Source organism: Bacillus sp. IT-79MI2 (assembly GCF_949768135.1).
GTDB classification, from domain to species: Bacteria; Bacillota; Bacilli; order Bacillales; family Bacillaceae_G; genus Bacillus_A; species Bacillus_A pseudomycoides.
Map to the genome: position 1 here is coordinate 1 of NZ_CATKPV010000060.1, position 21,585 is coordinate 21,585.

Sequence of the window (21,585 nt, forward strand, 5' to 3'; positions counted from 1 at the left end):
TCCTTATGTTAACATCTTCGTTTTTTGATGTCAACTAAGTTTTTTAATTTCTTTTTTCGCTTTCTGCTGTTCCGCATCAGCGACGGTTATTAATTTATCATATATCAACTACTTGAGTCAACACTTTTTAATAAAAAATTCTTTTTCTTACATAACGGATGCATTCTTCTGCATTTGCTACTCTTCTAAATAAACAAAAAAGAATTTTATATCGTTCTTCCATTGTCTTTTTTACGACATCATGTATTCGCTCGTCTGCAAAATCAAATAAAAGCTCATCCAGCTCTCTCTTCAATACATATTCTATTTCTTTCTGTTCTTCTTTTGTAATCATAATCCCAAGCAAACTATCACCTCAACAATTACTCATATGCCTATATAAATACAAATTGAAAAACCAACATAAACCCTAATCTTTAGGTGGGAGAGAACATCCGGTCATGCATAGAAGCGATCAGACCCTCTTCCCGCGCCCTATGCCAAGTTAAAACAAAGAGTGAAACGAGTGCAGGTCACCCTTTGTTCTTCCTAGCAGCGACTTATATGTTAGAAAATCAAAACATATATATACACAAAATAGCGTAATATATTCATCAACTCTAATGACGAATGCATCACCACCAAAATTACAATTCATACTATATTGTCCATTATATCCATTTCCTACGATATTAATCGTTCAGTTCTCTTTTCAACTTTTTGAGCATATAAGTAACTGAAAAGGATTGGACAAAGGGGCGGAGTATTATGTTTTTCTTTTTTATAACAAGTAAACGTAAATTTAAGCACATTAGTTTAATTATCATACTGTCCTTATTTACAGCGTGGCTTCTTTTTTTAAAGACATATTCTCATCAATCGGCTTTTTCAACTGCAACTGGTCCAAAAGTCATTTACAAAGGCGATACCGCAAAAAAACAAGTTGCGTTAACATTCGATATTAGCTGGGGAGATAAAAAAGCAGTTCCTATTCTTGATACTTTAAAAGAAAGAGAAATTAAAAATGCGACTTTCTTCCTTTCTGCAGCATGGGCAGAAAGGCACCCCGATATTGTCGAACGGATTATACAGGATGGTCACGAAATTGGCAGTATGGGATATAACTATACATCTTATCCTTCTTTGGAAGCGAACGAAATGCGAAGAGACCTTTTACGTTCGCAAGATGTATTTACAAAGCTTGGCATAAAACAAGTCAAGCTCTTGCGGCCTCCTAGTGGGGAATTTAATAAAACAGTTCTCAAAGTAGCAGAGTCTCTTGGATATACTGTTGTACACTGGAGTAATAATTCAAACGACTGGAAAAACCCTGGTGTAAATAAAATTGTATCAACAGTCGCTAACAATTTACGAGGTGGAGACATCGTTTTATTACACGCTTCCGATTCGGCACTTCAAACAAATAAATCTCTACCGCTGCTCCTGCAGAAATTAAAAAGCGATGGCTATGAGCAAGTATCTGTATCACAGCTTATTTCTAACACAAGTGCAAGAAGTAATGACATAAAGTAAAACTTTAATCAGTGGGGATTCTCTCCACTGATTATTAGCCCTCACCAATCGGGCTTTTATGGACCGTTCATCTTGCACCTAACCTCTTTAATTCCGCTGAATTTTAAGGTAGAAATGTTACTGTCCGCAAATAGCAGGATAAAAATCCCCATACTAAAAAGGATACAGCACCCCATACGAAAGGTGCTGTATCCTTTTTCACTCGTATATTGTTAATTAACTAACTGACTTACTTCTTTGTCCTATTAAACGATGTAATATGAGTAACTGATATGCATTACACAATAAAAGTGGTATAACCATCAAATATAACCAATCAGTATCATTAATCCGAAGCGCCGGTACCCATTCAAGGATTGTTACGACAACCATAAAGAACAAAGCCGGTATAAACGCTTTTTTATTCGTCTCTTTACTCTTTATATAGGCTACAAGTGCTCCAAATAAAAACAACATTCCTGCTACAAGAATATTATTCCCAAACGAAACATCTCCATTTGCAACGAGTACCGATCTTAAATAAACAAAATCAAAAAGTACAAATGCAATGAAAAAGAGCTGAACTGCGTTCCAAAGAGCAGACGATCGGAACATTCCTAGCCCAAAACGATGAACTGTTAAATACGCAAAAAAGCCCATTTGACTAATTACACTAAAAATAAAACCAACGCCAAGTAACCAAAAAGAAATTATTAGAATCTCTTTACCGTCAAAATTTTGAAAAAATTTAGCGTACTTGTCCCATCCTAAAATAAAACCAATAAGGATTGTACTAATCCCCCCAAGTAGCAACGTCGTTAAAAATAGTCGTACCCATTTTCGGCTATTCACAACACATCCCCCATTATTGATATATTTCTACTTAAATTGTATCAATGACAATTTCAAAAAGCTAGCCATGAACATGTATAAATTCCTCTAAGATATTTATATTAAAAAAGAGAACTGTGTTGAAAGGAGCTCCAGCTAATGAAACGGATGCTGCTCGTCTTAGTTTCTTCACTTCTTTTTACTGTACTTGTCGCATGTGCACAAGGAAAAGAAGCGAAATCTGAATTAGATTACGATCAAACAAAAAAAATGATTGTCGATATTTTAAAAACCGATCAAGGAAAGAAAGCAATTCAAGATGTATTAACAGATGAGAAAATGAAACAAGCACTTATATTGGATGAAACTGTGGTCAAAAAAACGATTGAAGATGCGATGGTATCCGAAAAAGGGCAGCAGCTTTGGGAAAAACTATTTAAAGACCCAGAGTTTTCAGCGAAATTCGCAAAAAGTATCAGTAAAGAACAAACAGCCTTAATGAAAACTCTATTAAAAGACCCTGAATATCAAGCAGGCGTTATAGAAATTATGAAAAATCCCGAAGTAGAGAAGATGATGCTACAAACAATGAAAAGCAAAGAGTATCGTCAATATTTACAACAAGTATTAACAGAATCCGCTGAAAGTCCACTCTTCCAAACTAAGATAATTGATATCATTAGCAAAGGTATTGAAAAAGCCGAAAAGAGCGGCGGCTCTGAAAAAAAAGAATCTGGCGGAGAAGGCGGTTCAAAAGGCGGAAGCAAAGAACAAAAATAAAACAACTCCTTGCACATAGGAAACTCCCCATCACCACATACAGGATGGGGAATTTTTCTACTTGCATAAATTTATTTTTGTTTAACTGATGTTCTATCAATAACTTGCTCAGCTATCGTCCGATAGATGACACCCGTTTTATGTGTATCCTCGTATACCGATGGCGCAAAATCTTCTTTATTCCAATCTGGTTGCTGAAGTGGAATTCGTCCTAATACATCTGTTTGTAATTCTGCGGCTAACTTATCTCCTCCGCCTTTTCCAAACACATACTCTTTCTCACCGGTTACTTTACTCTCGAAGTAAGCCATATTTTCAACAACCCCAAGAATACTATGTTCAGTACGAAGTGCCATAGCGCCTGCACGAGCTGCAACAAATGCCGCTGTTGGATGAGGCGTTGTTACAATAATTTCTTTACAAGATGGTAGCATTGAGTGAACATCTAAAGCCACATCCCCTGTACCTGGTGGCAAGTCTAATACTAAATAGTCTAAATCGCCCCATTCCACCTCTGTAAAAAAGTGATTTAACATTTTACCAAGCATTGGCCCTCTCCAAATAACAGGAGCATTGTCTTCTACAAAGAAGCCCATTGAAATTACTTTTACCCCTAAGCGCTCCACTGGAATAATTTTATCGCTCCTTACGATTGGACGTTTTTCGATTCCCATCATATCAGGCACACTAAAGCCATATATGTCAGCGTCAATAATACCAACTTTCTTTCCTAAACGAGCTAATGAAATCGCAAGGTTTACAGAAACAGTTGATTTACCAACTCCGCCTTTTCCACTTGCAACTGCTAAAAATGTTGTTTTAGAATGCTCTGATAATAAAGATTGACTTTCTTTCTCTTCTTGCGGCGGCGCAAACTGCGCTAGCTCTTCCTCTGTAAATTCAGCGAAACGCAAACCAACCGTTGCTGCTCCAAGTTCTTTCACAAGCTTCACAATAGTAGCCTGCAATTGCATTTGTTCGGCAGTCCCTGTTTTTACAATTGCAATTTTAACACTGACATGCTCTTTCTCAGGCTTTATATTTACCTCTTTAATTGCATTTGTTTCTTTTAATGTTTTATGTAGAAATGGATCATTAATCCCTTCAAGCGCCTCCACTACTTGCTCTTTCGTTACCATAATCGGCCCAGCCCCCTGTATGAAAAATAAAGTCATGTTAAATAAATTGGGTTTATTTATTTTCATTTCCAAAATAAATGCGTTTACATTTCCAGTATAACATATTTTCCGAAAACTTCGTTAACGAGAGGAACTCAAAAAACCCTCCTTACTCAGGAGGATTTCCTTTTTCCGTAAAATAACGTAGTATTCCCCGGTATATCGCAGCTGCAACCTTTTGCTGATACTTCTCTGAATTTAACATATATCGTTCATTTACATTCGATAAAAAACCAGCCTCAACTAAAGCACCTGGTGTTTTTGCATACTTAAGTAAATAAACACGGGAGATTGTTTTAGCTGAGCGGTTCGTATTTTCTAGGCTAGTTCGCAATTCAGCCTGTATAAACTTTGCTGCACGCTCATTTTCAATTAAAGAGCGATAATAAAACGTTTGTGCTCCCTTCGAACTACTGCTAGGCAAAGCATTTAAGTGAACACTCACAAAAAAGTCTACATCCGGCTTATTAATAATCTCTACACGTTTTTTGAGATCTTCTGCTTTGCGCCTACTATATGACTTTGTGTCTTTATCAGCTAGATCATAATCTCCCTCTCGCGTTAAAATAACTAAAGCACCTTGTTCTTGCAAATAGTCTTGTACCATTTTTGTAATTTCAAGCGTAATGTCTTTTTCTACAATATCTTTACCACCAACCGCCCCTCCATCTGGTCCACCATGTCCGGCATCTAGTACAATTACTTTTCCAGATAAGGGTAAATTCCAAGCTCTCCACGATTTTGTAATTTGAAATTCTTGTTTTACCAAGAAAAACAGTACAACCGCAGCAAGCATAAAAGAGATAATTCGAATTCTCTTCATACCTTTCCTCCTCCAGCTAGTCCCTCTAATTACTTATATGGGACAAGAGGAAAGTTTATGCTTCTCTTAATGCAGCTTTAAACGATATCTTCTTTCACCCTTTTCATACCCTTCGCGCCACCATGAACTAATAAACTGTTCACAGGACTCATACAGCAACTCCTTATCGTTTGATTCTATCTCTCGCATGGTCATGCTTGTTAAAAATTGAAACAACATTTCTGTTAATTGCTGCTCCTCTTCTAAAGCTCTATATTTCACATCAAAAAAAGATTCACCATAATAGCCAAATTTGCTATATCTTGCTCCTAATAAGTACGATTCAATTCCAAGTTCAATACAATAATCCTCGTACTGCCTGTGCAGTTCTTTCATATCGAAGGCAGCACGAATATTAGATCTTAATGTTTTTAATGATAGTTCGCGAAGCATCTTCCGTTCATATTTCAACTGCTTTTCTTTTTGTTTTTCTTGTAAGCTAACAATGACATTCATAGTACTTATAAACCTCCCTAATACGTATTAGTCTAAACTTCTAAAGATGAAGCATACGTAAGAAGGCAGCACTAAAATATTCCAAGCAATAATAAGGGGACTAAAAATAATTGAGGATAATTATATAAATAAAAAACAATATAAAACCTTTCTCTGCCCCATGCCAACCAAGTTTAAACAAAAAGAACATACGAGTGCAGGTTACCTTTTGTTCTTCATAGCAGTGATTTATATGGTGAAAAATCAAAATGAATTTATCCCGTAAGCTCACGATGGATGGAAGTTTCACTTTATATAGTTCCATTAGGCATATTAAACTCCCCTTACCTTCACTTCGTTTAGAGAAGGGGGTCTTACCGGTTGAAATAATAAAAAACCCCAGCCAATAGACTGGGGTTTGAAGTTCGCAAAAATTAACGTTTTGAGAACTGAGGTGCACGACGTGCGCCTTTAAGACCGTATTTTTTACGCTCTTTCATACGTGCGTCACGAGTTAATAGACCTGCACGTTTTAATGTTAGACGGTATTCTGGGTCAGCTTTTAATAAAGCGCGAGAGATACCGTGACGAATAGCACCAGCTTGACCAGTGTATCCACCACCATTTACGTTTACAAGTACATCGTAGTTACCTAAAGTTTCTGTTGCAACTAGAGGTTGTTTCACTACTTCACGTAATGCAGCAAATGGGATATAGTTTTCAAAATCACGACCGTTAATGATAACGCGTCCTTCGCCTGGAACTAGGCGTACGCGTGCTACTGAACTCTTACGACGTCCAGTACCATAGTATTGTACCTGTGCCAATGTAAGCCCTCCTTTAATTAATTATCCGCGAAGTTCGTAAACTTCTGGTTTTTGTGCTTGGTGTGGATGCTCAGCTCCAGCATACACATTTAATTTTTTAGACACTTGACGTCCTAAACGTCCTTTTGGAAGCATGCCTTTAATTGCAAGCTCTAACATTTGTACAGGGTAGTTTGTACGCATTTCTAGAGCTGTTCTTTGTTTAAGTCCACCTGGGTGGTTAGTGTGACGGTAGTAAATTTTATCGTTTAATTTATTACCTGTTAAATGAATTTTCTCAGCGTTAATAATAATTACATGATCACCCGTGTCAACGTGTGGTGTAAATGTTGGTTTGTTTTTACCACGTAAAATGGATGCTACTTCACTAGCAAGGCGACCTAAAGTTTGACCTTCAGCGTCAACCACATACCATTTACGCTCAACTTCGTTAGCTTTTGCCATAAAAGTCGTACGCATGTGTTTCCCTCCTCGTTATCTTTTCCATAGAAAAAATCTATTGTTTATCTTAAACACGATTTCCTTCCGGGGCTAATCGTGGTTTTAGAAACAATACCATATGTTATGATATCCTTTTGAGTTTCTAATGTCAAGCAAATGTTACACCAGGATTAGTTGTTATAGTTTACCTGCCATAAATAAAGCCCGTGCCCTGGCACCATCTTCCCAGCAAAACGACGATCTTGTTTTTTTAAAATCTCTGGAATGCTGTCAGGAACCATCTTTCCTTGTCCTACGCTAAGTAGTGTACCAACAATAATTCGAACCATATTATATAAAAATCCATTACCTACAAAACGAAAAATCAACTCATCATCTTGTTCCATTAAATCTATTTCGTAAATTGTTCGCACTTTATCCTTTTTGTCAGTTTTTGCCGAACAAAACGAAGTGAAATCATGCGTTCCAATAAAATAAGGAATTGCTTTTCTTATAGATTCTATCTCAAGCGGATATGGATACTGGTATACGTAATTTCTACGGAATACATCAGCATTTTTAGATAATAATACACGGTAGCGATATTCTTTTCTCTCAACACCATAGCGTGCATGAAAATCTTCTGTTTTTTTCTCTACTTGCCTGACAACTATATCGTCCGGCAGCATCGTATTTAGGGCATTCATCCATTGCCATTCTTCAAGAGACAACGGTGTGTCAAAATGAATAACCTGTCCTCTTGCATGAACAGTAGAATCTGTTCGTCCTGATGCCTGAACACGAACAAGCTCTCCTTTATGCAATTTTTGCAGAGCTTTCTCTATTTCTTGTTGAACAGTACGATGCTGCGGTTGAATTTGATAACCGCAAAAATTGATGCCATCATATGCAACTGTACATTTTATTCTTTCCATTTCTCTATTCTCCATTACGATCGCACCCATGCTAGAATACATGCTAAACAAAGTAAACTTACTATCGTTAACGTATCGCTTGTTTTCCAGCGTAGCTGCCTAAATTTAGAACGTCCCTCACCACTTTGATACCCACGCGCTTCCATTGCAATTGCTAAGTCCTCAGCACGCTTAAAGGCACTAATAAAAAGCGGTACAAGCAAAGAAATAACCGCCTTTAATCGGTCCTTTATCGGCCCACCAGAAAAATCAATACCACGGGACGCTTGTGCTTTCATAATTTTACTCGTCTCATCCATTAATGTTGGGATAAAACGAAGAGAAATAGACATCATCAATGCGATTTCATGAACAGGAACCTTTATACGCTTTAATGGCTTTAACAATGTTTCCATACCATCAGTAATTTCAATTGGTGTTGTTGTTAACGTTAATAATGTCGTCATTAAAATAATGACAAAGAAGCGTATAGAAATATATATCCCTTGCTCTAATCCCTTTTCATGTATCGAAAACCAACCAAGCTGAAGCAGTACATCCCCTTCTTTGTTTGTAAAAATATGCAGAAAAAAGGTAAACAGAAAAATCCATAAGATTGGTTTTAAGCCCGAAAGTACATAACGAATCGGCACTTTTGCAAAAAATAAAGCAATGAGTGCATATAAAAATAAAAATCCATATGAAATCGCATTATTTGCTAAAAAGACAACAAATACATATAAAAAGACAATCAACAGCTTCGTACGTGGATCAAGTTGATGAATGAGCGACCTACCTGGAATATATCTCCCAATAATCAACTGCTGCATGATTCATGACCACCTTTTCGTAACACCTGTACAACTTCATGAGTAAGATCCTCTAAAGATAAGGTAGCCTTTGGAATGGAGATACCAAACTTCTCTTCAATTGCACGTTTATACTTTAAAGACATTGGAAGATCCACGCCGATTTGTTCTAACTCATCTGCATGCGAAAATACTTCCTCTGCTGTTCCTTGCAAAAAGACCGTTCCTTTATGCATAACCACAATTTGATCCGCATATTTAGCAGCATCCTCCATATTATGGGTAACAAGGATTACTGTAAGCCCCTGTTCCTTATGAAGCTTATAAAACATTTCCATAAGCTCATGCTGTCCTTTAGGATCAAGCCCTGCTGTGGGTTCATCTAATACAAGCACTTCCGGTTCCATCGCAAGTACGCCTGCTATTGCAACACGTCTCATTTGTCCACCACTTAACTCAAACGGCGAACGCGCTAATAGCTCTGGATCCAATCCTACAAGCTCAATTGCATCCCTTGCCTTTTGTCTTGCCTCTTCTTCCGATACTCCGAAATTTGAGGGTCCAAAACAAATATCTTTCTCAACTGTTTCTTCAAATAACTGATGCTCTGGAAATTGAAAGACAACCCCTACTTTTTTTCGTAGCGGCTTTAATTTCTTTTCTTTCTTTTGCGAGGAAATCAAATGCTCCCCAATTTGGACCGTGCCATTTGTCGGCTGCAATAAACCATTTAAATGTTGAATCATCGTCGATTTGCCGGAACCAGTATGACCGATAATGGCATAATACCCCCCACTTGGAAACGACACGTTTACATCATAAAGCGCGCGTCTTTCAAATGGAGTTTTATATTGATAACGATGCTCTACTGTTTGGAATGTAATCTCCAAAGTTCGTTCACCAAGCTTTCCATTGTAAGATGCGTATTTTGCAGTGGAATTTCATTTCTTTTTAATAATTCTGCTATTTTCACTGAGAATGGTACATCTAATCCGATTTCCCTAAGCATATGAGAGGACTTGAAAATTTGCTCTGGCGTACCTACCTCTAATATTTCTCCCTGATTCAAAATGATAACACGGTCTGATTGTGCAGCTTCTTCCAAATCATGCGTAATCGATAACACGGTAATACCTTTTGTATCCACAAGCTTCCTAACCGTTTCAATTACTTCACGTCGTCCTTGTGGATCTAACATCGATGTTGCTTCATCCAATATTAAAATAGATGGTTGCAATGCTAGCACACCTGCAATCGCAACACGTTGCTTTTGTCCACCAGATAACGAATGAGGCTCTTCATTAAGAAACTCTTCCATTCGGACCATCTGCAGCGCTTGATTCATCCGTTCTACCATCTGTTCCCGAGGCATCCCGATATTTTCAAGACCAAATACAACATCATCTTGCACTGTTGTCCCAACAAATTGATTATCTGGATTTTGAAATACCATACCTATTTTCTTTCGAATATCCCATACCGTTTCTTCAGATAAAGTCATTGTATCATTTACAACAATCGTGCCTGATTCCGGTAAAAATAAACCATTTAATAGCTTTGCAAGTGTAGACTTTCCTGAACCATTTTGTCCAATTACAGAAACCCATTCTCCCTCATATAAAGAGAATGATACGTCTTTTAGCGCATAAGAAGTTGCCCCGGGATATTGAAATGATATATTTTGCGTGCGAAGTTTCTCTTTTTTCAATGCAAGGCACCCTCTCTCATTACTTCATCAAGTTAGCCTATTTTCTATATTTAAAAAAAAAGGGCCATGACCAGTTACTTGAAAAGAACTGTCCTGCCCTTTTAATTATCATTATACTAACTCGATAATTACCATTGGTGCTGCGTCTCCGCGACGTGGACCAATTTTTGCAATACGAGTGTATCCGCCTTGACGCTCAGCATAGCGTGGAGCTACATCAGCGAATAATTTTTGAAGTGCATCTTGACCAGTCTCAGCATTAGCAACTTCATTGCGGATGAAAGATGCAGCTTGACGGCGAGCATGAAGATCTCCGCGTTTACCTAAAGTGATCATTTTTTCCACTACAGAACGAAGTTCTTTTGCACGAGTTTCTGTCGTTTGGATGCGCTCGTTGATAATTAAATCTGTAGCTAAGTCACGTAACATAGCTTTACGTTGCGCACTTGTACGGCCTAATTTTCTGTATGCCATTCGTAGTTCCCTCCTTTGTTGATGAGATTAAATCCTCAGTCGTCTTTACGTAAGCCTAAACCTAATTCCTCAAGCTTATGCTTAACTTCTTCTAAGGATTTACGTCCTAAGTTACGAACTTTCATCATATCTTCTTCTGTTTTGTTCGCAAGCTCTTGTACAGTATTAATTCCTGCACGTTTTAAGCAATTATAAGAACGAACAGAAAGATCAAGTTCTTCAATAGTCATTTCTAGAACTTTTTCTTTTTGATCTTCTTCCTTCTCGACCATAATCTCAGCATTTTGTGCTTCATCAGTTAAACCAACGAAGATATTTAAATGCTCAGTTAAGATTTTGGCACCTAAAGAGATAGCTTCTTTTGGCCCGATGCTTCCATCCGTCCATACATCAAGCGTAAGCTTATCATAATTTGCCACTTGTCCGACACGTGTCTTTTCCACTTGGTAAGTCACACGTGATACTGGAGTATAAATAGAATCAATAGGAATAACTCCTATTGGTTGATCTTCGCTTTTATTTGCATCAGCTGGCGTATACCCACGGCCACGCTTTGCAGTTAAACGCACGCGGAAATGCGCATCTTTTGCTAACGTCGCAATGTATAAATCTGGATTTAAGATTTCAACATCACTATCGTGAGTAATATCAGCAGCTGTGACAATACCTTCGCCCTGTACATCGATTTCCAACGTCTTCTCTTCTTCAGAGTAGATTTTAAGAGCTAACTTTTTCAAGTTTAAGATGATCGTCGTAACGTCCTCTACTACGCCCTCAACTGTTGAAAATTCGTGTAATACGCCATCAATTTGGATAGCAGTTACAGCGGCACCAGGGAGTGAGGATAAAAGAATACGACGTAAGGAGTTACCCAAAGTAGTACCATATCCACGCTCAAGCGGTTCAATCACGAATTTACCATATTTAGCATCTTCGTTAAGTTCAACCGTTTCGATTTTCGGTTTTTCAATTTCAATCATTAACTAAACCCTCCTTCAAAACGTCGAAACCTCGGCTAAACAAAGGAAAAAACCTCTGTCTAACCGAAAGTCCCCCTTAGGCAGTTCCCGATTGTGCACAACAAGCGATGTTTCTGTACGAAATTTCTCGATAATGCATCATATCCATTATAGACAAAAGGGAAAATTCTATACAGAAAAATTAAACACGACGACGTTTTGGCGGACGACATCCATTATGAGGAACTGGAGTAACATCTCTGATTGCTGTTACTTCTAGACCTGCAGCTTGAAGAGCACGAATTGCAGCTTCACGACCAGCACCAGGACCTTTTACAGTAACCTCTAAAGTTTTTAAACCATGCTCCATTGCAACTTTAGCAGCAGCCTCAGCAGCCATTTGCGCAGCGAATGGAGTAGATTTACGAGATCCACGGAAACCAAGTGCACCAGCACTAGACCAAGAAAGTGCGTTACCGTGAGTATCTGTAAGTGTTACGATTGTGTTGTTGAAAGTAGAACGAATATGAGCAATACCAGCTTCAATATTCTTTTTCACACGTTTTTTACGAGTGTTTGTTTTACGTGCCATTGTTAGTTCAACCTCCTTTACTTATTATTTCTTTTTATTTGCTACTGTACGACGTGGACCTTTACGCGTACGAGCATTATTTTTAGAATTTTGACCACGAACTGGTAAACCACGACGGTGACGAAGACCACGGTAAGAACCGATCTCCATTAGACGTTTAATGTTAAGAGAAACTTCACGACGAAGGTCTCCCTCAACTTTAACGCGATCTACGATGTCACGGATACGACCTAATTCGTCTTCCGTTAAATCACGAACTCGTGTTTCTTCAGAAACACCAGCTTCAGCAAGAATTTTTTCAGCAGTCGTGCGACCAATGCCGAATACGTAAGTTAAAGAAATAACAACGCGTTTGTCACGAGGAATATCTACACCTGCGATACGTGCCATTCCGAATGCACCTCCTTCTGATTAACCTTGTTTTTGTTTATGTTTAGGGTTTTCACAAATAACCATTACTTTTCCACGTCTACGAATAACTTTACATTTTTCGCAGATTGGTTTAACTGACGGTCTTACTTTCATGTCTCGAACCTCCTTAAAGATTACGGAGTGCTATATTATTTAAAACGGTACGTAATACGACCACGATTTAAATCGTACGGAGATAATTCTACCGTAACTTTGTCTCCTGGTAAAATCCGAATGAAGTTCATACGGATTTTACCAGAAACGTGAGCCAATACGACATGCCCATTCTCTAATTCTACTTTGAACATAGCATTTGGCAACGTTTCAAGAACGGTACCTTCGACTTCAATTACATCATCTTTAGCCATTCAATAGTTCTCCCTTCTTCAAATCAGTAACATTTTACACTGCTCTGAAATCCCGGAGAGCCAGCTACTTATAAAGTGGTAAGGATTTCGTATCCTGCTTCTGTAAGAGCAATCGTGTGCTCAAAATGTGCACACCATTTACCATCTACCGTTACCACTGTCCAGTCATCAGATAGTGTTTTTACATATCGTCTTCCTTGGTTCACCATCGGTTCGACACAGATAACCATTCCCGGCTTTAATCTAGGACCTTTATTTGGTGGACCATAGTGCGGGATTTGAGGGTCTTCATGTAAGTCTTGCCCGATTCCGTGACCAACATACTCCCTAACGATCGAGAATCCATTGTCTTCAGCATACGTTTGAACCGCATGTGAAACATTTGATAATCTCACGCCTGGTTTTATTTGTTCTAGACCAAGATACAACGATTTTTCTGTGACATCAAGTAGCTTTTGAACAGATTCAGAAATGTTTCCTACTGGATACGTCCACGCAGAATCTCCATGGTACCCATTGTATTTCGCACCAATATCGATACTGATGATATCACCTTCTTGGAGCTTGCGCTTACCTGGAATCCCATGTACAAGCTCTTCATTTACAGAAGCACAGATGCTTCCCGGAAATCCGTTGTATCCTTTAAAAGATGGCGTAGCACCATATTTTCGAATCGTCTTTTCCGCTATTTGATCGAGCTCTTTCGTTGTAATTCCTGGAGTAATATGCTTTTTCAACTCTTGATGAGTTAAAGCAACGATCCTGCCAGCTTCTCGCATGATTTCTATCTCGCGAGGAGTTTTGCAAATGATCATTACGCTAAGTCTCCAATGAGAACATCAATATCAGCAAATACCTTATTGATATCTTGCTCACCATTAATGCTTTGTAAGTAACCAAGCTCTTCATAGAAATCAAGCAAAGGTTTTGTTTGCTTAATATTTACCTCTAAACGATTCGCTACAGTTTCTTCATTGTCATCAGAGCGTTGATATAATTCGCCACCACATTTATCGCACACGTCAGCTTTTGCTGGCGGATTGAATTCTAAGTGGTAAGTCGCACCGCACTCTTTACAAATACGACGGCCTGTAAGACGTTTTAATAGCAATCCTGAATCCACATTAATGTTTAAAACATAGTCGATTTTTTTGCCAAGATCTTTCATAATCTCTTCAAGTGCAGATGCCTGTGCAACTGTTCGTGGGAAACCATCTAGTAAGAAGCCTTTTACACAGTCTTCTTGACTTAAACGCTCACGAACAATTCCGATTGTAACTTCATCTGGAACAAGCGCACCTTTATCAATAAAGGACTTTGCTTGTAAACCAAGTTCAGTTTCAGCCTTCATAGCTGCACGGAACATATCTCCTGTTGAGATGTGAGGGATGTTATACTTGGCAACAATCTGTTCGGCTTGTGTACCTTTACCAGCACCAGGAAGCCCCATTAAAATTAAGTTCATCCTTGTTCCCCCTCAATACATGAGCATGTAGGGAAGACAATTCTTCCCACTTACTCACTGCTTGATAAACCCTTTGTAATGGCGTTTTACCAGTTGGCTTTCTAGCTGCTTCATTGTTTCTAAAGCAACGCCGATAACGATTAACATACTCGTTCCACCGATCTGTGCAGATGGAGGAAGATTTCCCAATTTCGTAAAGATAACTGGAAGAATTGCAATCGCTGCTAGGAAAATAGATCCTACAAAGGTCAAACGATACAAGATTTTTGTTAGATATTGTTCTGTATTCTTACCCGGACGAATACCTGGAACATATCCACCTTGCTTGTTTAGGTTTTCTGACATTTGCTCTGGATTAACCTGAACAAATGCATAGAAGTATGTGAAGGCTACAATGAGCGCTACATATATTATCATTCCCACTGGGTGGGAATAGTTAAAGTTTGCAATAATCCACTGCGATACGTCATGTTTCGGGAAGAACTGTGCAATAGTTGGAGGTGTAATCAAGAATGAAACAGCAAAAATTACTGGAATAACACCCGCACTATTTACCTTAAGCGGTAAATGTGTGTTTTGTGCTCCAGCATGATTACCATTTCCTCCTGTTACACGCTTCGCATATTGAATTGGGATCTTTCTAACAGCTTGTTGAATGAAAATAACACCAACAACAACTGCTAACACAGCTAGTAAAATCAATACAACTTTAACGATACTCATGAACAATTGATCTCCGGCATTTTGAAACTGTTGTTGATACACTTGAGATATTACACTTGGGATCGCTGCGGCAATACCACCAAAGATTAGGATGGAAATACCATTACCTACACCTTTAGCTGTAATCTGTTCACCTAACCACATTAAAAATGCAGTACCAGCAGTCAGTACCGTAGCAATGTATAAATAAGTGCTCCAACCTGGATTCAAAATTAACTGTCCACCTACCATACCGTTAAAACCGATTGACATACCAAACCCCTGAATAAACGCAAGAACAATTGTAAAATAACGCGTGAATTGCGTTAGTTTACGACGGCCCATTTCGCCTTGCTTCGACCATTCCGAAAATTTAGGAACAACATCCATCTGCAATAATTGCACGATGATGGATGCTGTAATATACGGCATGATTCCCATCGCAAAGATGGAGAAGTTTTTCAACGCGCCACCGCCAAATGTATTTAGGATGCCTAATGCATTTAACTGATCTTGTGCTTTCAGTACGTCTCCATTTGTAAATGGCACTGGGATAAACGTGCCAATCCTGAATACGATTAACATCGCTAAAGTGAATAATATTTTACGTCTTATCTCAGCAACGCGCATAAAGTTGGAGATTGTACGAAACATTAGATCACCTCAACTGATCCGCCAGCTGCTTCAATTGCTTCTTTAGCACTTGAAGAGAACTTGTGCGCTTTAACAGTTAATTTTTTCTCTACAGCTCCGCTTGCAAGAACTTTAACACCGTCGTTTAATTTGCTGATAACGCCAGTTTCCAGCAATAATTCAGGTGTTACTTCTGTACCATCTTCAAAACGATTTAACGTTGCTAAGTTTACGATAGTAAACTCTTTACGGTTAATGTTTGTGAAGCCGCGTTTTGGTAAACGACGGAATAATGGAGTTTGACCACCTTCGAAGCCAAGACGAACACCGCCACCAGAACGTGCGTTTTGTCCTTTATGACCTTTACCAGCAGTTTTACCGTTACCAGAACCGATACCACGACCGACACGGTTACGTACTTTACGAGAACCTTCTGCAGGTTTTAATTCATGAAGTTTCATTCCCAGGCACCTCCTTATATTAATGAGTTATCCTTAAGCTTCTTTTACAGTTACAAGGTGAGAAACTTTGTTGATCATACCAAGAATAGCAGGAGTTTCTTCCTTAACTACAGTTGAATTCAACTTTTTAAGACCTAAAGCTTCTACCGTCGCACGTTGATCTTGTGGACGACCAATTACACTACGAGTGAGGGTAATTTCTAACTTTTTCGCCATTTGTTTTCCCTCCTTCTTAACCTAGTAGCTCTTCTACAGATTTACCGCGTAATTTTGCAACATCTTCAGCGCGCTTAAGCTCGCTTAATCCGTTCACAGTAGCGCGAATCATGTTAATTGGTGTGTTAGAACCAAGAGATTTCGAAAGAATATCTTGTACACCAGCTAATTCAAGTACCGCACGAACTGGTCCACCAGCAATAACTCCAGTACCCTCAGCAGCAGGTTTTAAGAATACTTCACCAGCTCCAAAATGACCGTTGATTGTGTGTGGAATTGTTGTACCAACTAATGGTACTGCGATTAAGTTTTTCTTAGCGTCTTCGATAGCTTTGCGAATTGCATCTGGTACCTCTTGTGCTTTACCGGTACCGAATCCAACATGACCGTTTTTATCGCCAACTACAACTAGTGCAGCAAAGCGGAAACGACGACCACCCTTAACAACTTTCGCGACACGATTTATCGTAACTACACGTTCTTCAAGTTCTAATTTACTTGGGTCAATGCGATGCATCAATTTTCCCTCCTTTGACCATTAAAATTGTAATCCAGCCTCACGAGCAGCTTCAGCTAGAGCTTTAACACGGCCATGGTATAAGTAACCACCGCGATCAAATACTACTTCTTTAACGCCTTTCTCTACAGCACGCTTAGCAACTGATTCGCCAACTTTCGTAGCAGCTTCAGTATTGCTAGTACCGTTAAGAGCAAGGTCTTTATCAAGAGTAGATGCACTTACTAATGTTACACCATTTACATCATCAATAACTTGAGCGTAAATATGTTGGTTAGAACGGAACACATTTAAACGTGGACGTTCTGCAGTACCAGTAAGTTTTGCACGTACACGTGCATGTCTTTTCTTACGAGTCGCATTTTTATCAGCTTTAGTGATCATTCTTGTCACTCCTTTCTCTCACCTAACGGGTTTACTTAGCAGTTTTACCTTCTTTACGACGAACAACTTCGCCTTCGTAACGAATACCTTTGCCTTTATATGGCTCTGGAGCACGTACAGCACGGATGTTAGCAGCAAATTCGCCAACACGTTGCTTGTCGATACCTTTAATTACGATTTTAGTTGGTGCAGGTACTTCAACTTCAAGTCCTGCTTCCGGAGTCATTTCTACTGGATGAGAATAACCTACGCTTAATACAAGTTTATCACCTTGTTTTTGAGCACGGTAACCAACACCGACTAATTCAAGTCCGCGTGCGAAACCTGTAGTTACACCTTCAACCATGTTTCCGATTAAAGCACGAGTTGTACCGTGTAATGCACGGTGTTCCTTCTGTTCAGATGGACGCTCAACTGTTAGTGTATTTTCTTCAATTTTGATAGACATATCAGCATTGAAAGTACGAGTTAATTCACCTTTAGGGCCTTTTACTGTTACAGTATTGTCTTCTGCAACTGTGATAGTAACACCTGCAGGGATTTCAAGAATCTTTTTACCAATACGAGACATGTGGTCACACCTCCGTTCGTTTTAAATATATATTACCAAACGTATGCTACTACTTCTCCACCAGTTTGTAATTGACGAGCATCTTTGTCTGTCATTACTCCCTTAGATGTAGAAACAAGAGCGATACCTAATCCGTTAAGTACACGTGGTACTTCGTCAGCTTTAGCGTAAACGCGTAAGCCAGGTTTACTGATACGTTTTAATCCAGTGATTACACGTTCATTGTTTGCACCATATTTCAGGAAAATACGAAGGATACCTTGTTTGTTATCCTCGATGTATTCTACATCACGAATGAAACCTTCACGTTTTAAAAGTTCAGCGATCTCTTTTTTGATTTTAGAAGCAGGAACCTCTAATTTCTCATGACGTACCATGTTCGCATTACGGATGCGAGTAAGCATGTCTGCAATTGGATCTGTCATCACCATGTGTTTTACCTCCTTCCCATTTGTGGGTTTTACCAACTAGCTTTTTTAACACCAGGAATTTGACCTTTATATGCAAGTTCACGGAAACAAATACGGCAAAGTTTAAATTTGCGGTATACAGAATGCGGACGACCGCAGCGTTCGCAACGTGTATACTCTTGTACTTTAAACTTAGGAGTACGCTTTTGTTTCGCGATCATAGATTTTTTAGCCACGTTTTCGCCTCCTCTACTTAGCGTTGGCTTCCATTATTTTTGGAATGGCATACCGAATTGTGTTAAAAGTTCACGAGCTTCTTCATCAGTTTTCGCTGTAGTAACGATTACGATGTCCATACCGCGGACTTTGTTTACTTTATCATAATCAATCTCAGGGAAAATTAGTTGCTCTTTAACACCTAATGTGTAGTTACCACGACCGTCGAATGATTTCTTAGAAACACCACGGAAATCACGTACACGTGGTAAAGAAACTGATACTAATTTGTCGAAGAACTCATACATTTGCTCGCCGCGTAAAGTTACTTTTGCACCGATTGGCATACCTTCACGAAGACGGAAACCAGCGATTGATTTTTTAGCGCGAGTTACAACAGGTTTTTGACCTGCGATTTGCGTTAATTCTTCTACTGCATTGTCTAAAGCTTTTGAGTTAGATACCGCGTCACCAACACCAGTGTTGATTACGATCTTTTCGATTTTCGGTACTTCCATCACAGATTTATAGTTAAACTTGCTCACTAGAGCAGGAGTAATTTCCTTTTGGAACTTCTCTTTAAGGCGATTCAATGAAGTGACCTCCTTTCTTAAGAAAATTATTTATCTAATAATTCACCAGATTTTTTTGCAATACGAACTTTTTTACCATCTTCTACTTTGAAGCCTACACGAGTAGGTTCGCCTGTTTTCGGATCTAATACCATAACATTAGAAGCGTGAATAGGTGCTTCTTTCGTAATAATTCCACCTTGTGGATTTAATTGAGATGGCTTAGAGTGTTTCTTAACGATGTTAACACCCTCAACGATAACACGGTTTTGCTTTGGGAAAGCCACAAGGATAACACCTTGTTTTCCTTTGTCTTTACCAGTGATTACCTGTACTTTATCACCTTTTTTTACATGCATCTTAATTCTGCACCTCCTTAGCAAGGCAATACCTTAAATTATAGAACTTCTGGAGCTAAAGAAACGATCTTCATGAAGTTGCTATCACGTAATTCACGAGCTACTGGTCCAAAGATACGAGTACCACGTGGGCTCTTATCGTCTTTAATGATAACCGCTGCGTTTTCATCAAAGCTAATGTAAGAACCGTCCGGACGACGAGCTCCGCTCTTCGTACGTACCACTACTGCTTTAACAACGTCACCTTTTTTAACAACGCCACCTGGTGTTGCTTGTTTTACCGTAGCAACGATAATATCACCAATGTTAGCATATTTACGACCAGAGCCGCCTAATACTTTAATTGTTAAAAGTTCACGTGCACCAGAATTGTCAGCAACTTTCAAACGAGATTCTTGTTGGATCATGTTATGAAACCTCCCTTCGGACTAAAAATTCCGATTCGTCTATTTAGATAATAACCGCTTCTTCAACGATTTCAACTAAACGGAAACGCTTAGTAGCAGAAAGCGGGCGAGTTTCCATGATTTTTACGATATCGCCAATTTTTGCTTGGTTTTGCTCATCATGGGCTTTGTACTTTTTAGAATACTTAACACGTTTTCCGTACAAGGAATGAGTTTTGTAAGTTTCAACTAAAACTGTAATCGTTTTGTCCATTTTGTCAGACACTACACGACCAGTATAAACTTTGCGTTGGTTACGTTCGCTCACTATGCAAACCTCCCCTCAATTTATCGATTAATTCCGATCTCTCTTTCACGAACTACAGTTTTCATACGAGCAATCGCTTTACGCACTTCACGGATGCGAGTTGGATTCTCTAATTGTCCTGTAGCAAGTTGGAAGCGAAGATTAAACAACTCTTCCTTTAAAGCTTTAACTTTTGTTTCGATTTCGGCAGTGGTTAATTCACGAATATCATTAGTTTTCATTAGATTCACCACCATTTTCTTCACGTTTTACGAATTTACATTTCACTGGTAATTTGTGAGCTGCAAGACGTAAGGCTTCGCGTGCTACCTCTTCAGATACACCCGCGATTTCGAACATAATTTTCCCAGGTTTTACTACTGCTACCCAGCCTTCTGGTGCCCCTTTACCGGAACCCATACGTACTTCTAGAGGTTTTGCAGTGTAAGGCTTAGAAGGGAAAATTTTAATCCATACTTTACCGCCACGTTTCATGTAACGAGTCATTGCACGACGAGCAGCTTCGATTTGACGGTTTGTAATCCATGAAGCGGCTTGTGCTTGTAAACCGAATTCACCGAAAGCAATTTCAGCTCCACCTTTTGCACGACCACGCATTTTACCACGATGCTCTCTACGATATTTTACGCGTTTAGGCATTAACATATTATTTTCCTCCTTCCTCAGAAGCTTTCTTTTTTGTAGGAAGGACTTCTCCACGGTAGATCCATACTTTTACGCCTAATTTACCGTATGTTGTATCAGCTTCAACTGCTGCATAGTCAATATCAGCGCGAAGTGTATGAAGTGGAACAGTTCCTTCACTGTAAGATTCTGCACGAGCGATATCAGCTCCGCCAAGACGACCAGAAACCTGTGTTTTAATACCTTTAGCTCCTGCACGCATAGCACGTTGAATTACTTGCTTCTGTGCACGACGGAAAGATACACGGTTTTCTAATTGACGAGCGATGTTTTCGCCTACTAATTTAGCGTTAAGATCAGCTCTCTTAACTTCTAAGATGTTGATGTGTACACGCTTGCCTGTTAATTGGTTAAGAGCTTTACGAAGTGCTTCAACTTCTGTACCACCTTTACCAATTACCATACCAGGTTTTGCAGTGTGAATTGTAACATTTACACGATTTGCTGCACGTTCGATTTCTACTTTAGCAACAGCAGAATCTTTTAAGCGTACAGTAATGTACTCACGGATTTTGATGTCTTCATGTAATAATGTAGCGTAATCTTTTTCAGCGAACCAACGAGATTCCCAGTCACGGATAACACCGACACGAAGACCAATTGGATTAACCTTCTGACCCAT

36 protein-coding genes are annotated in these 21,585 nt (G+C 39.0%); 2 read left to right on the plus strand and 34 right to left on the minus strand.

Annotated features, from left to right (window positions below):
- Positions 1-127: 127 nt before the first annotated feature.
- Complete coding sequence (locus tag ACM6HU_RS12995; protein WP_006093093.1) at positions 128-346, minus strand: hypothetical protein; 219 nt, start codon at positions 344-346, stop codon at positions 128-130.
- A gap of 401 nt (positions 347-747) precedes the next feature.
- Here ACM6HU_RS12995 and pdaB point away from each other — a divergent pair, with 401 nt between their 5' ends.
- Positions 748-1,512, plus strand: coding sequence for a polysaccharide deacetylase family sporulation protein PdaB (pdaB, locus tag ACM6HU_RS13000; RefSeq protein WP_077295470.1), 765 nt, complete (start codon positions 748-750; stop codon positions 1,510-1,512).
- A 216-nt stretch (positions 1,513-1,728) separates the two neighbouring features.
- Here the strand turns inward: pdaB and ACM6HU_RS13005 are convergent, their stop codons facing one another.
- Positions 1,729-2,343, minus strand: a complete 615-nt coding sequence (locus tag ACM6HU_RS13005) for a KinB-signaling pathway activation protein (RefSeq protein WP_016116965.1) — start codon at positions 2,341-2,343, stop codon at positions 1,729-1,731.
- A 138-nt stretch (positions 2,344-2,481) separates the two neighbouring features.
- On the opposite strand from ACM6HU_RS13005, the gene gerD reads away from it, so the two are divergent.
- A complete protein-coding gene (gene gerD, locus ACM6HU_RS13010) occupies positions 2,482-3,102 on the plus strand; it encodes a spore germination lipoprotein GerD (RefSeq protein ID WP_003205520.1) in 621 nt (206 codons plus the stop codon).
- Between the two features lie 71 nt (positions 3,103-3,173).
- On the opposite strand, the gene ACM6HU_RS13015 is transcribed toward gerD, so the two are convergent.
- The 32 genes from ACM6HU_RS13015 to rpsC form a co-directional block, all read right to left on the minus strand.
- Positions 3,174-4,241, minus strand: coding sequence for an Mrp/NBP35 family ATP-binding protein (locus tag ACM6HU_RS13015; protein ID WP_016116964.1), 1,068 nt, complete (start codon positions 4,239-4,241; stop codon positions 3,174-3,176).
- Positions 4,242-4,389: 148 nt separating this feature from the next.
- Positions 4,390-5,103, minus strand: coding sequence for an N-acetylmuramoyl-L-alanine amidase CwlD (cwlD, locus tag ACM6HU_RS13020; protein WP_016116963.1), 714 nt, complete (start codon positions 5,101-5,103; stop codon positions 4,390-4,392).
- Positions 5,104-5,169: 66 nt separating this feature from the next.
- Positions 5,170-5,598, minus strand: coding sequence for a DUF2521 family protein (locus tag ACM6HU_RS13025; RefSeq protein WP_016116962.1), 429 nt, complete (start codon positions 5,596-5,598; stop codon positions 5,170-5,172).
- Positions 5,599-6,011: 413 nt separating this feature from the next.
- Positions 6,012-6,404, minus strand: a complete 393-nt coding sequence (rpsI, locus tag ACM6HU_RS13030; RefSeq protein WP_000079986.1) for a 30S ribosomal protein S9 — start codon at positions 6,402-6,404, stop codon at positions 6,012-6,014.
- Positions 6,405-6,425: 21 nt separating this feature from the next.
- Positions 6,426-6,863 (minus strand): 50S ribosomal protein L13, encoded by a 438-nt coding sequence (gene rplM / locus ACM6HU_RS13035; RefSeq protein ID WP_001260793.1) that lies wholly within the window; start codon positions 6,861-6,863, stop codon positions 6,426-6,428.
- A 152-nt stretch (positions 6,864-7,015) separates the two neighbouring features.
- Positions 7,016-7,759 carry a tRNA pseudouridine(38-40) synthase TruA gene (gene truA, locus ACM6HU_RS13040; protein WP_016116961.1) on the minus strand — a complete coding sequence of 248 codons (744 nt, stop codon included), beginning with the start codon at positions 7,757-7,759 and terminating at the stop codon, positions 7,016-7,018.
- Positions 7,760-7,773: 14 nt separating this feature from the next.
- The gene (locus ACM6HU_RS13045; protein ID WP_016116960.1) at positions 7,774-8,568 is read right to left on the minus strand and encodes an energy-coupling factor transporter transmembrane component T family protein; all 795 of its coding nucleotides are present in this window, start codon (positions 8,566-8,568) and stop codon (positions 7,774-7,776) included.
- Positions 8,556-9,437: an energy-coupling factor ABC transporter ATP-binding protein gene (locus ACM6HU_RS13050; RefSeq protein ID WP_016133318.1), complete on the minus strand. Its 882-nt coding sequence runs from the start codon at positions 9,435-9,437 to the stop codon at positions 8,556-8,558. The genes ACM6HU_RS13045 and ACM6HU_RS13050 overlap by 13 nt, the downstream gene beginning before the upstream one ends.
- Positions 9,413-10,255, minus strand: coding sequence for an energy-coupling factor ABC transporter ATP-binding protein (locus ACM6HU_RS13055; RefSeq protein ID WP_016116958.1), 843 nt, complete (start codon positions 10,253-10,255; stop codon positions 9,413-9,415). Before ACM6HU_RS13055 ends, ACM6HU_RS13050 begins: the two co-directional genes overlap by 25 nt.
- 111 nt (positions 10,256-10,366) lie before the next feature.
- Positions 10,367-10,729 carry a 50S ribosomal protein L17 gene (gene rplQ, locus ACM6HU_RS13060; RefSeq protein WP_000331491.1) on the minus strand — a complete coding sequence of 121 codons (363 nt, stop codon included), beginning with the start codon at positions 10,727-10,729 and terminating at the stop codon, positions 10,367-10,369.
- Positions 10,730-10,764: 35 nt separating this feature from the next.
- Positions 10,765-11,709, minus strand: coding sequence for a DNA-directed RNA polymerase subunit alpha (locus ACM6HU_RS13065; RefSeq protein WP_000569645.1), 945 nt, complete (start codon positions 11,707-11,709; stop codon positions 10,765-10,767).
- A gap of 181 nt (positions 11,710-11,890) precedes the next feature.
- Positions 11,891-12,280 (minus strand): 30S ribosomal protein S11, encoded by a 390-nt coding sequence (gene rpsK / locus ACM6HU_RS13070; protein ID WP_000101797.1) that lies wholly within the window; start codon positions 12,278-12,280, stop codon positions 11,891-11,893.
- Positions 12,281-12,304: 24 nt separating this feature from the next.
- Positions 12,305-12,670 carry a 30S ribosomal protein S13 gene (rpsM, locus tag ACM6HU_RS13075; protein ID WP_003194382.1) on the minus strand — a complete coding sequence of 122 codons (366 nt, stop codon included), beginning with the start codon at positions 12,668-12,670 and terminating at the stop codon, positions 12,305-12,307.
- A 21-nt stretch (positions 12,671-12,691) separates the two neighbouring features.
- On the minus strand, positions 12,692-12,805 hold the full coding sequence (gene rpmJ / locus ACM6HU_RS13080) for a 50S ribosomal protein L36 (RefSeq protein ID WP_000868344.1): 114 nt from the start codon (positions 12,803-12,805) through the stop codon (positions 12,692-12,694).
- A 35-nt stretch (positions 12,806-12,840) separates the two neighbouring features.
- Positions 12,841-13,059 (minus strand): translation initiation factor IF-1, encoded by a 219-nt coding sequence (gene infA / locus ACM6HU_RS13085; protein ID WP_001029884.1) that lies wholly within the window; start codon positions 13,057-13,059, stop codon positions 12,841-12,843.
- A gap of 68 nt (positions 13,060-13,127) precedes the next feature.
- Entirely contained in the window at positions 13,128-13,874 is a 747-nt protein-coding gene (gene map / locus ACM6HU_RS13090; protein ID WP_016116957.1) for a type I methionyl aminopeptidase, read from the minus strand.
- Positions 13,874-14,524 (minus strand): adenylate kinase, encoded by a 651-nt coding sequence (locus ACM6HU_RS13095; protein ID WP_003194378.1) that lies wholly within the window; start codon positions 14,522-14,524, stop codon positions 13,874-13,876. Before ACM6HU_RS13095 ends, map begins: the two co-directional genes overlap by 1 nt.
- A 54-nt stretch (positions 14,525-14,578) precedes the next feature.
- Positions 14,579-15,880 (minus strand): preprotein translocase subunit SecY, encoded by a 1,302-nt coding sequence (secY, locus tag ACM6HU_RS13100; protein ID WP_016116956.1) that lies wholly within the window; start codon positions 15,878-15,880, stop codon positions 14,579-14,581.
- A complete protein-coding gene (rplO, locus tag ACM6HU_RS13105; protein ID WP_006093108.1) occupies positions 15,880-16,320 on the minus strand; it encodes a 50S ribosomal protein L15 in 441 nt (146 codons plus the stop codon). Before rplO ends, secY begins: the two co-directional genes overlap by 1 nt.
- 33 nt (positions 16,321-16,353) lie before the next feature.
- Complete coding sequence (gene rpmD / locus ACM6HU_RS13110; RefSeq protein WP_001085234.1) at positions 16,354-16,536, minus strand: 50S ribosomal protein L30; 183 nt, start codon at positions 16,534-16,536, stop codon at positions 16,354-16,356.
- Positions 16,537-16,552: 16 nt separating this feature from the next.
- Positions 16,553-17,053 carry a 30S ribosomal protein S5 gene (gene rpsE, locus ACM6HU_RS13115; RefSeq protein WP_000554646.1) on the minus strand — a complete coding sequence of 167 codons (501 nt, stop codon included), beginning with the start codon at positions 17,051-17,053 and terminating at the stop codon, positions 16,553-16,555.
- A 21-nt stretch (positions 17,054-17,074) separates the two neighbouring features.
- On the minus strand, positions 17,075-17,437 hold the full coding sequence (rplR, locus tag ACM6HU_RS13120) for a 50S ribosomal protein L18 (RefSeq protein WP_000628818.1): 363 nt from the start codon (positions 17,435-17,437) through the stop codon (positions 17,075-17,077).
- Positions 17,438-17,468: 31 nt separating this feature from the next.
- Entirely contained in the window at positions 17,469-18,008 is a 540-nt protein-coding gene (gene rplF / locus ACM6HU_RS13125) for a 50S ribosomal protein L6 (RefSeq protein WP_003194369.1), read from the minus strand.
- Positions 18,009-18,040: 32 nt separating this feature from the next.
- On the minus strand, positions 18,041-18,439 hold the full coding sequence (rpsH, locus tag ACM6HU_RS13130; RefSeq protein WP_000245511.1) for a 30S ribosomal protein S8: 399 nt from the start codon (positions 18,437-18,439) through the stop codon (positions 18,041-18,043).
- A 29-nt stretch (positions 18,440-18,468) separates the two neighbouring features.
- Entirely contained in the window at positions 18,469-18,654 is a 186-nt protein-coding gene (gene rpsN, locus ACM6HU_RS13135) for a 30S ribosomal protein S14 (protein WP_001085700.1), read from the minus strand.
- Between the two features lie 33 nt (positions 18,655-18,687).
- Positions 18,688-19,227: a 50S ribosomal protein L5 gene (gene rplE / locus ACM6HU_RS13140; RefSeq protein WP_016116955.1), complete on the minus strand. Its 540-nt coding sequence runs from the start codon at positions 19,225-19,227 to the stop codon at positions 18,688-18,690.
- Positions 19,228-19,253: 26 nt separating this feature from the next.
- Positions 19,254-19,565: a 50S ribosomal protein L24 gene (gene rplX, locus ACM6HU_RS13145; RefSeq protein ID WP_077295468.1), complete on the minus strand. Its 312-nt coding sequence runs from the start codon at positions 19,563-19,565 to the stop codon at positions 19,254-19,256.
- A gap of 38 nt (positions 19,566-19,603) precedes the next feature.
- Entirely contained in the window at positions 19,604-19,972 is a 369-nt protein-coding gene (gene rplN / locus ACM6HU_RS13150) for a 50S ribosomal protein L14 (protein ID WP_000615914.1), read from the minus strand.
- A 43-nt stretch (positions 19,973-20,015) separates the two neighbouring features.
- Positions 20,016-20,279: a 30S ribosomal protein S17 gene (gene rpsQ, locus ACM6HU_RS13155; RefSeq protein WP_016116954.1), complete on the minus strand. Its 264-nt coding sequence runs from the start codon at positions 20,277-20,279 to the stop codon at positions 20,016-20,018.
- 20 nt (positions 20,280-20,299) lie between these two features.
- Positions 20,300-20,500, minus strand: a complete 201-nt coding sequence (gene rpmC, locus ACM6HU_RS13160) for a 50S ribosomal protein L29 (protein WP_000855718.1) — start codon at positions 20,498-20,500, stop codon at positions 20,300-20,302.
- Complete coding sequence (gene rplP, locus ACM6HU_RS13165) at positions 20,490-20,924, minus strand: 50S ribosomal protein L16 (protein WP_016116953.1); 435 nt, start codon at positions 20,922-20,924, stop codon at positions 20,490-20,492. Before rplP ends, rpmC begins: the two co-directional genes overlap by 11 nt.
- 1 nt (position 20,925) lies before the next feature.
- Positions 20,926-21,585: a 30S ribosomal protein S3 gene (gene rpsC / locus ACM6HU_RS13170; protein ID WP_000529958.1), complete on the minus strand. Its 660-nt coding sequence runs from the start codon at positions 21,583-21,585 to the stop codon at positions 20,926-20,928.

What these genes read in the sequence shown, in the direction of transcription:
- pdaB (WP_077295470.1), top strand. Translation starts at nt 748, where the DNA reads ATGTTTTTCTTTTTTATAACAAGTAAACGTAAATTTAAGCACATTAGT.
- gerD (WP_003205520.1), top strand. Translation starts at nt 2,482, where the DNA reads ATGAAACGGATGCTGCTCGTCTTAGTTTCTTCACTTCTTTTTACTGTA.
- ACM6HU_RS13015 (WP_016116964.1), bottom strand. Translation starts at nt 4,241, where the DNA reads ATGGTAACGAAAGAGCAAGTAGTGGAGGCGCTTGAAGGGATTAATGAT.
- cwlD (WP_016116963.1), bottom strand. Translation starts at nt 5,103, where the DNA reads ATGAAGAGAATTCGAATTATCTCTTTTATGCTTGCTGCGGTTGTACTG.
- ACM6HU_RS13025 (WP_016116962.1), bottom strand. Translation starts at nt 5,598, where the DNA reads ATGAATGTCATTGTTAGCTTACAAGAAAAACAAAAAGAAAAGCAGTTG.
- rplM (WP_001260793.1), bottom strand. Translation starts at nt 6,863, where the DNA reads ATGCGTACGACTTTTATGGCAAAAGCTAACGAAGTTGAGCGTAAATGG.
- truA (WP_016116961.1), bottom strand. Translation starts at nt 7,759, where the DNA reads ATGGAAAGAATAAAATGTACAGTTGCATATGATGGCATCAATTTTTGC.
- ACM6HU_RS13045 (WP_016116960.1), bottom strand. Translation starts at nt 8,568, where the DNA reads ATGCAGCAGTTGATTATTGGGAGATATATTCCAGGTAGGTCGCTCATT.
- rplQ (WP_000331491.1), bottom strand. Translation starts at nt 10,729, where the DNA reads ATGGCATACAGAAAATTAGGCCGTACAAGTGCGCAACGTAAAGCTATG.
- ACM6HU_RS13065 (WP_000569645.1), bottom strand. Translation starts at nt 11,709, where the DNA reads ATGATTGAAATTGAAAAACCGAAAATCGAAACGGTTGAACTTAACGAA.
- rpsK (WP_000101797.1), bottom strand. Translation starts at nt 12,280, where the DNA reads ATGGCACGTAAAACAAACACTCGTAAAAAACGTGTGAAAAAGAATATT.
- rpsM (WP_003194382.1), bottom strand. Translation starts at nt 12,670, where the DNA reads ATGGCACGTATCGCAGGTGTAGATATTCCTCGTGACAAACGCGTTGTT.
- rpmJ (WP_000868344.1), bottom strand. Translation starts at nt 12,805, where the DNA reads ATGAAAGTAAGACCGTCAGTTAAACCAATCTGCGAAAAATGTAAAGTT.
- infA (WP_001029884.1), bottom strand. Translation starts at nt 13,059, where the DNA reads ATGGCTAAAGATGATGTAATTGAAGTCGAAGGTACCGTTCTTGAAACG.
- map (WP_016116957.1), bottom strand. Translation starts at nt 13,874, where the DNA reads ATGATCATTTGCAAAACTCCTCGCGAGATAGAAATCATGCGAGAAGCT.
- ACM6HU_RS13095 (WP_003194378.1), bottom strand. Translation starts at nt 14,524, where the DNA reads ATGAACTTAATTTTAATGGGGCTTCCTGGTGCTGGTAAAGGTACACAA.
- secY (WP_016116956.1), bottom strand. Translation starts at nt 15,880, where the DNA reads ATGTTTCGTACAATCTCCAACTTTATGCGCGTTGCTGAGATAAGACGT.
- rplO (WP_006093108.1), bottom strand. Translation starts at nt 16,320, where the DNA reads ATGAAACTTCATGAATTAAAACCTGCAGAAGGTTCTCGTAAAGTACGT.
- rpmD (WP_001085234.1), bottom strand. Translation starts at nt 16,536, where the DNA reads ATGGCGAAAAAGTTAGAAATTACCCTCACTCGTAGTGTAATTGGTCGT.
- rpsE (WP_000554646.1), bottom strand. Translation starts at nt 17,053, where the DNA reads ATGCATCGCATTGACCCAAGTAAATTAGAACTTGAAGAACGTGTAGTT.
- rplR (WP_000628818.1), bottom strand. Translation starts at nt 17,437, where the DNA reads ATGATCACTAAAGCTGATAAAAATGCGACTCGTAAGAAAAGACATGCA.
- rplF (WP_003194369.1), bottom strand. Translation starts at nt 18,008, where the DNA reads ATGTCTCGTATTGGTAAAAAGATTCTTGAAATCCCTGCAGGTGTTACT.
- rpsH (WP_000245511.1), bottom strand. Translation starts at nt 18,439, where the DNA reads ATGGTGATGACAGATCCAATTGCAGACATGCTTACTCGCATCCGTAAT.
- rplX (WP_077295468.1), bottom strand. Translation starts at nt 19,565, where the DNA reads ATGCATGTAAAAAAAGGTGATAAAGTACAGGTAATCACTGGTAAAGAC.
- rplN (WP_000615914.1), bottom strand. Translation starts at nt 19,972, where the DNA reads ATGATCCAACAAGAATCTCGTTTGAAAGTTGCTGACAATTCTGGTGCA.
- rpmC (WP_000855718.1), bottom strand. Translation starts at nt 20,500, where the DNA reads ATGAAAACTAATGATATTCGTGAATTAACCACTGCCGAAATCGAAACA.
- rplP (WP_016116953.1), bottom strand. Translation starts at nt 20,924, where the DNA reads ATGTTAATGCCTAAACGCGTAAAATATCGTAGAGAGCATCGTGGTAAA.
- rpsC (WP_000529958.1), bottom strand. Translation starts at nt 21,585, where the DNA reads ATGGGTCAGAAGGTTAATCCAATTGGTCTTCGTGTCGGTGTTATCCGT.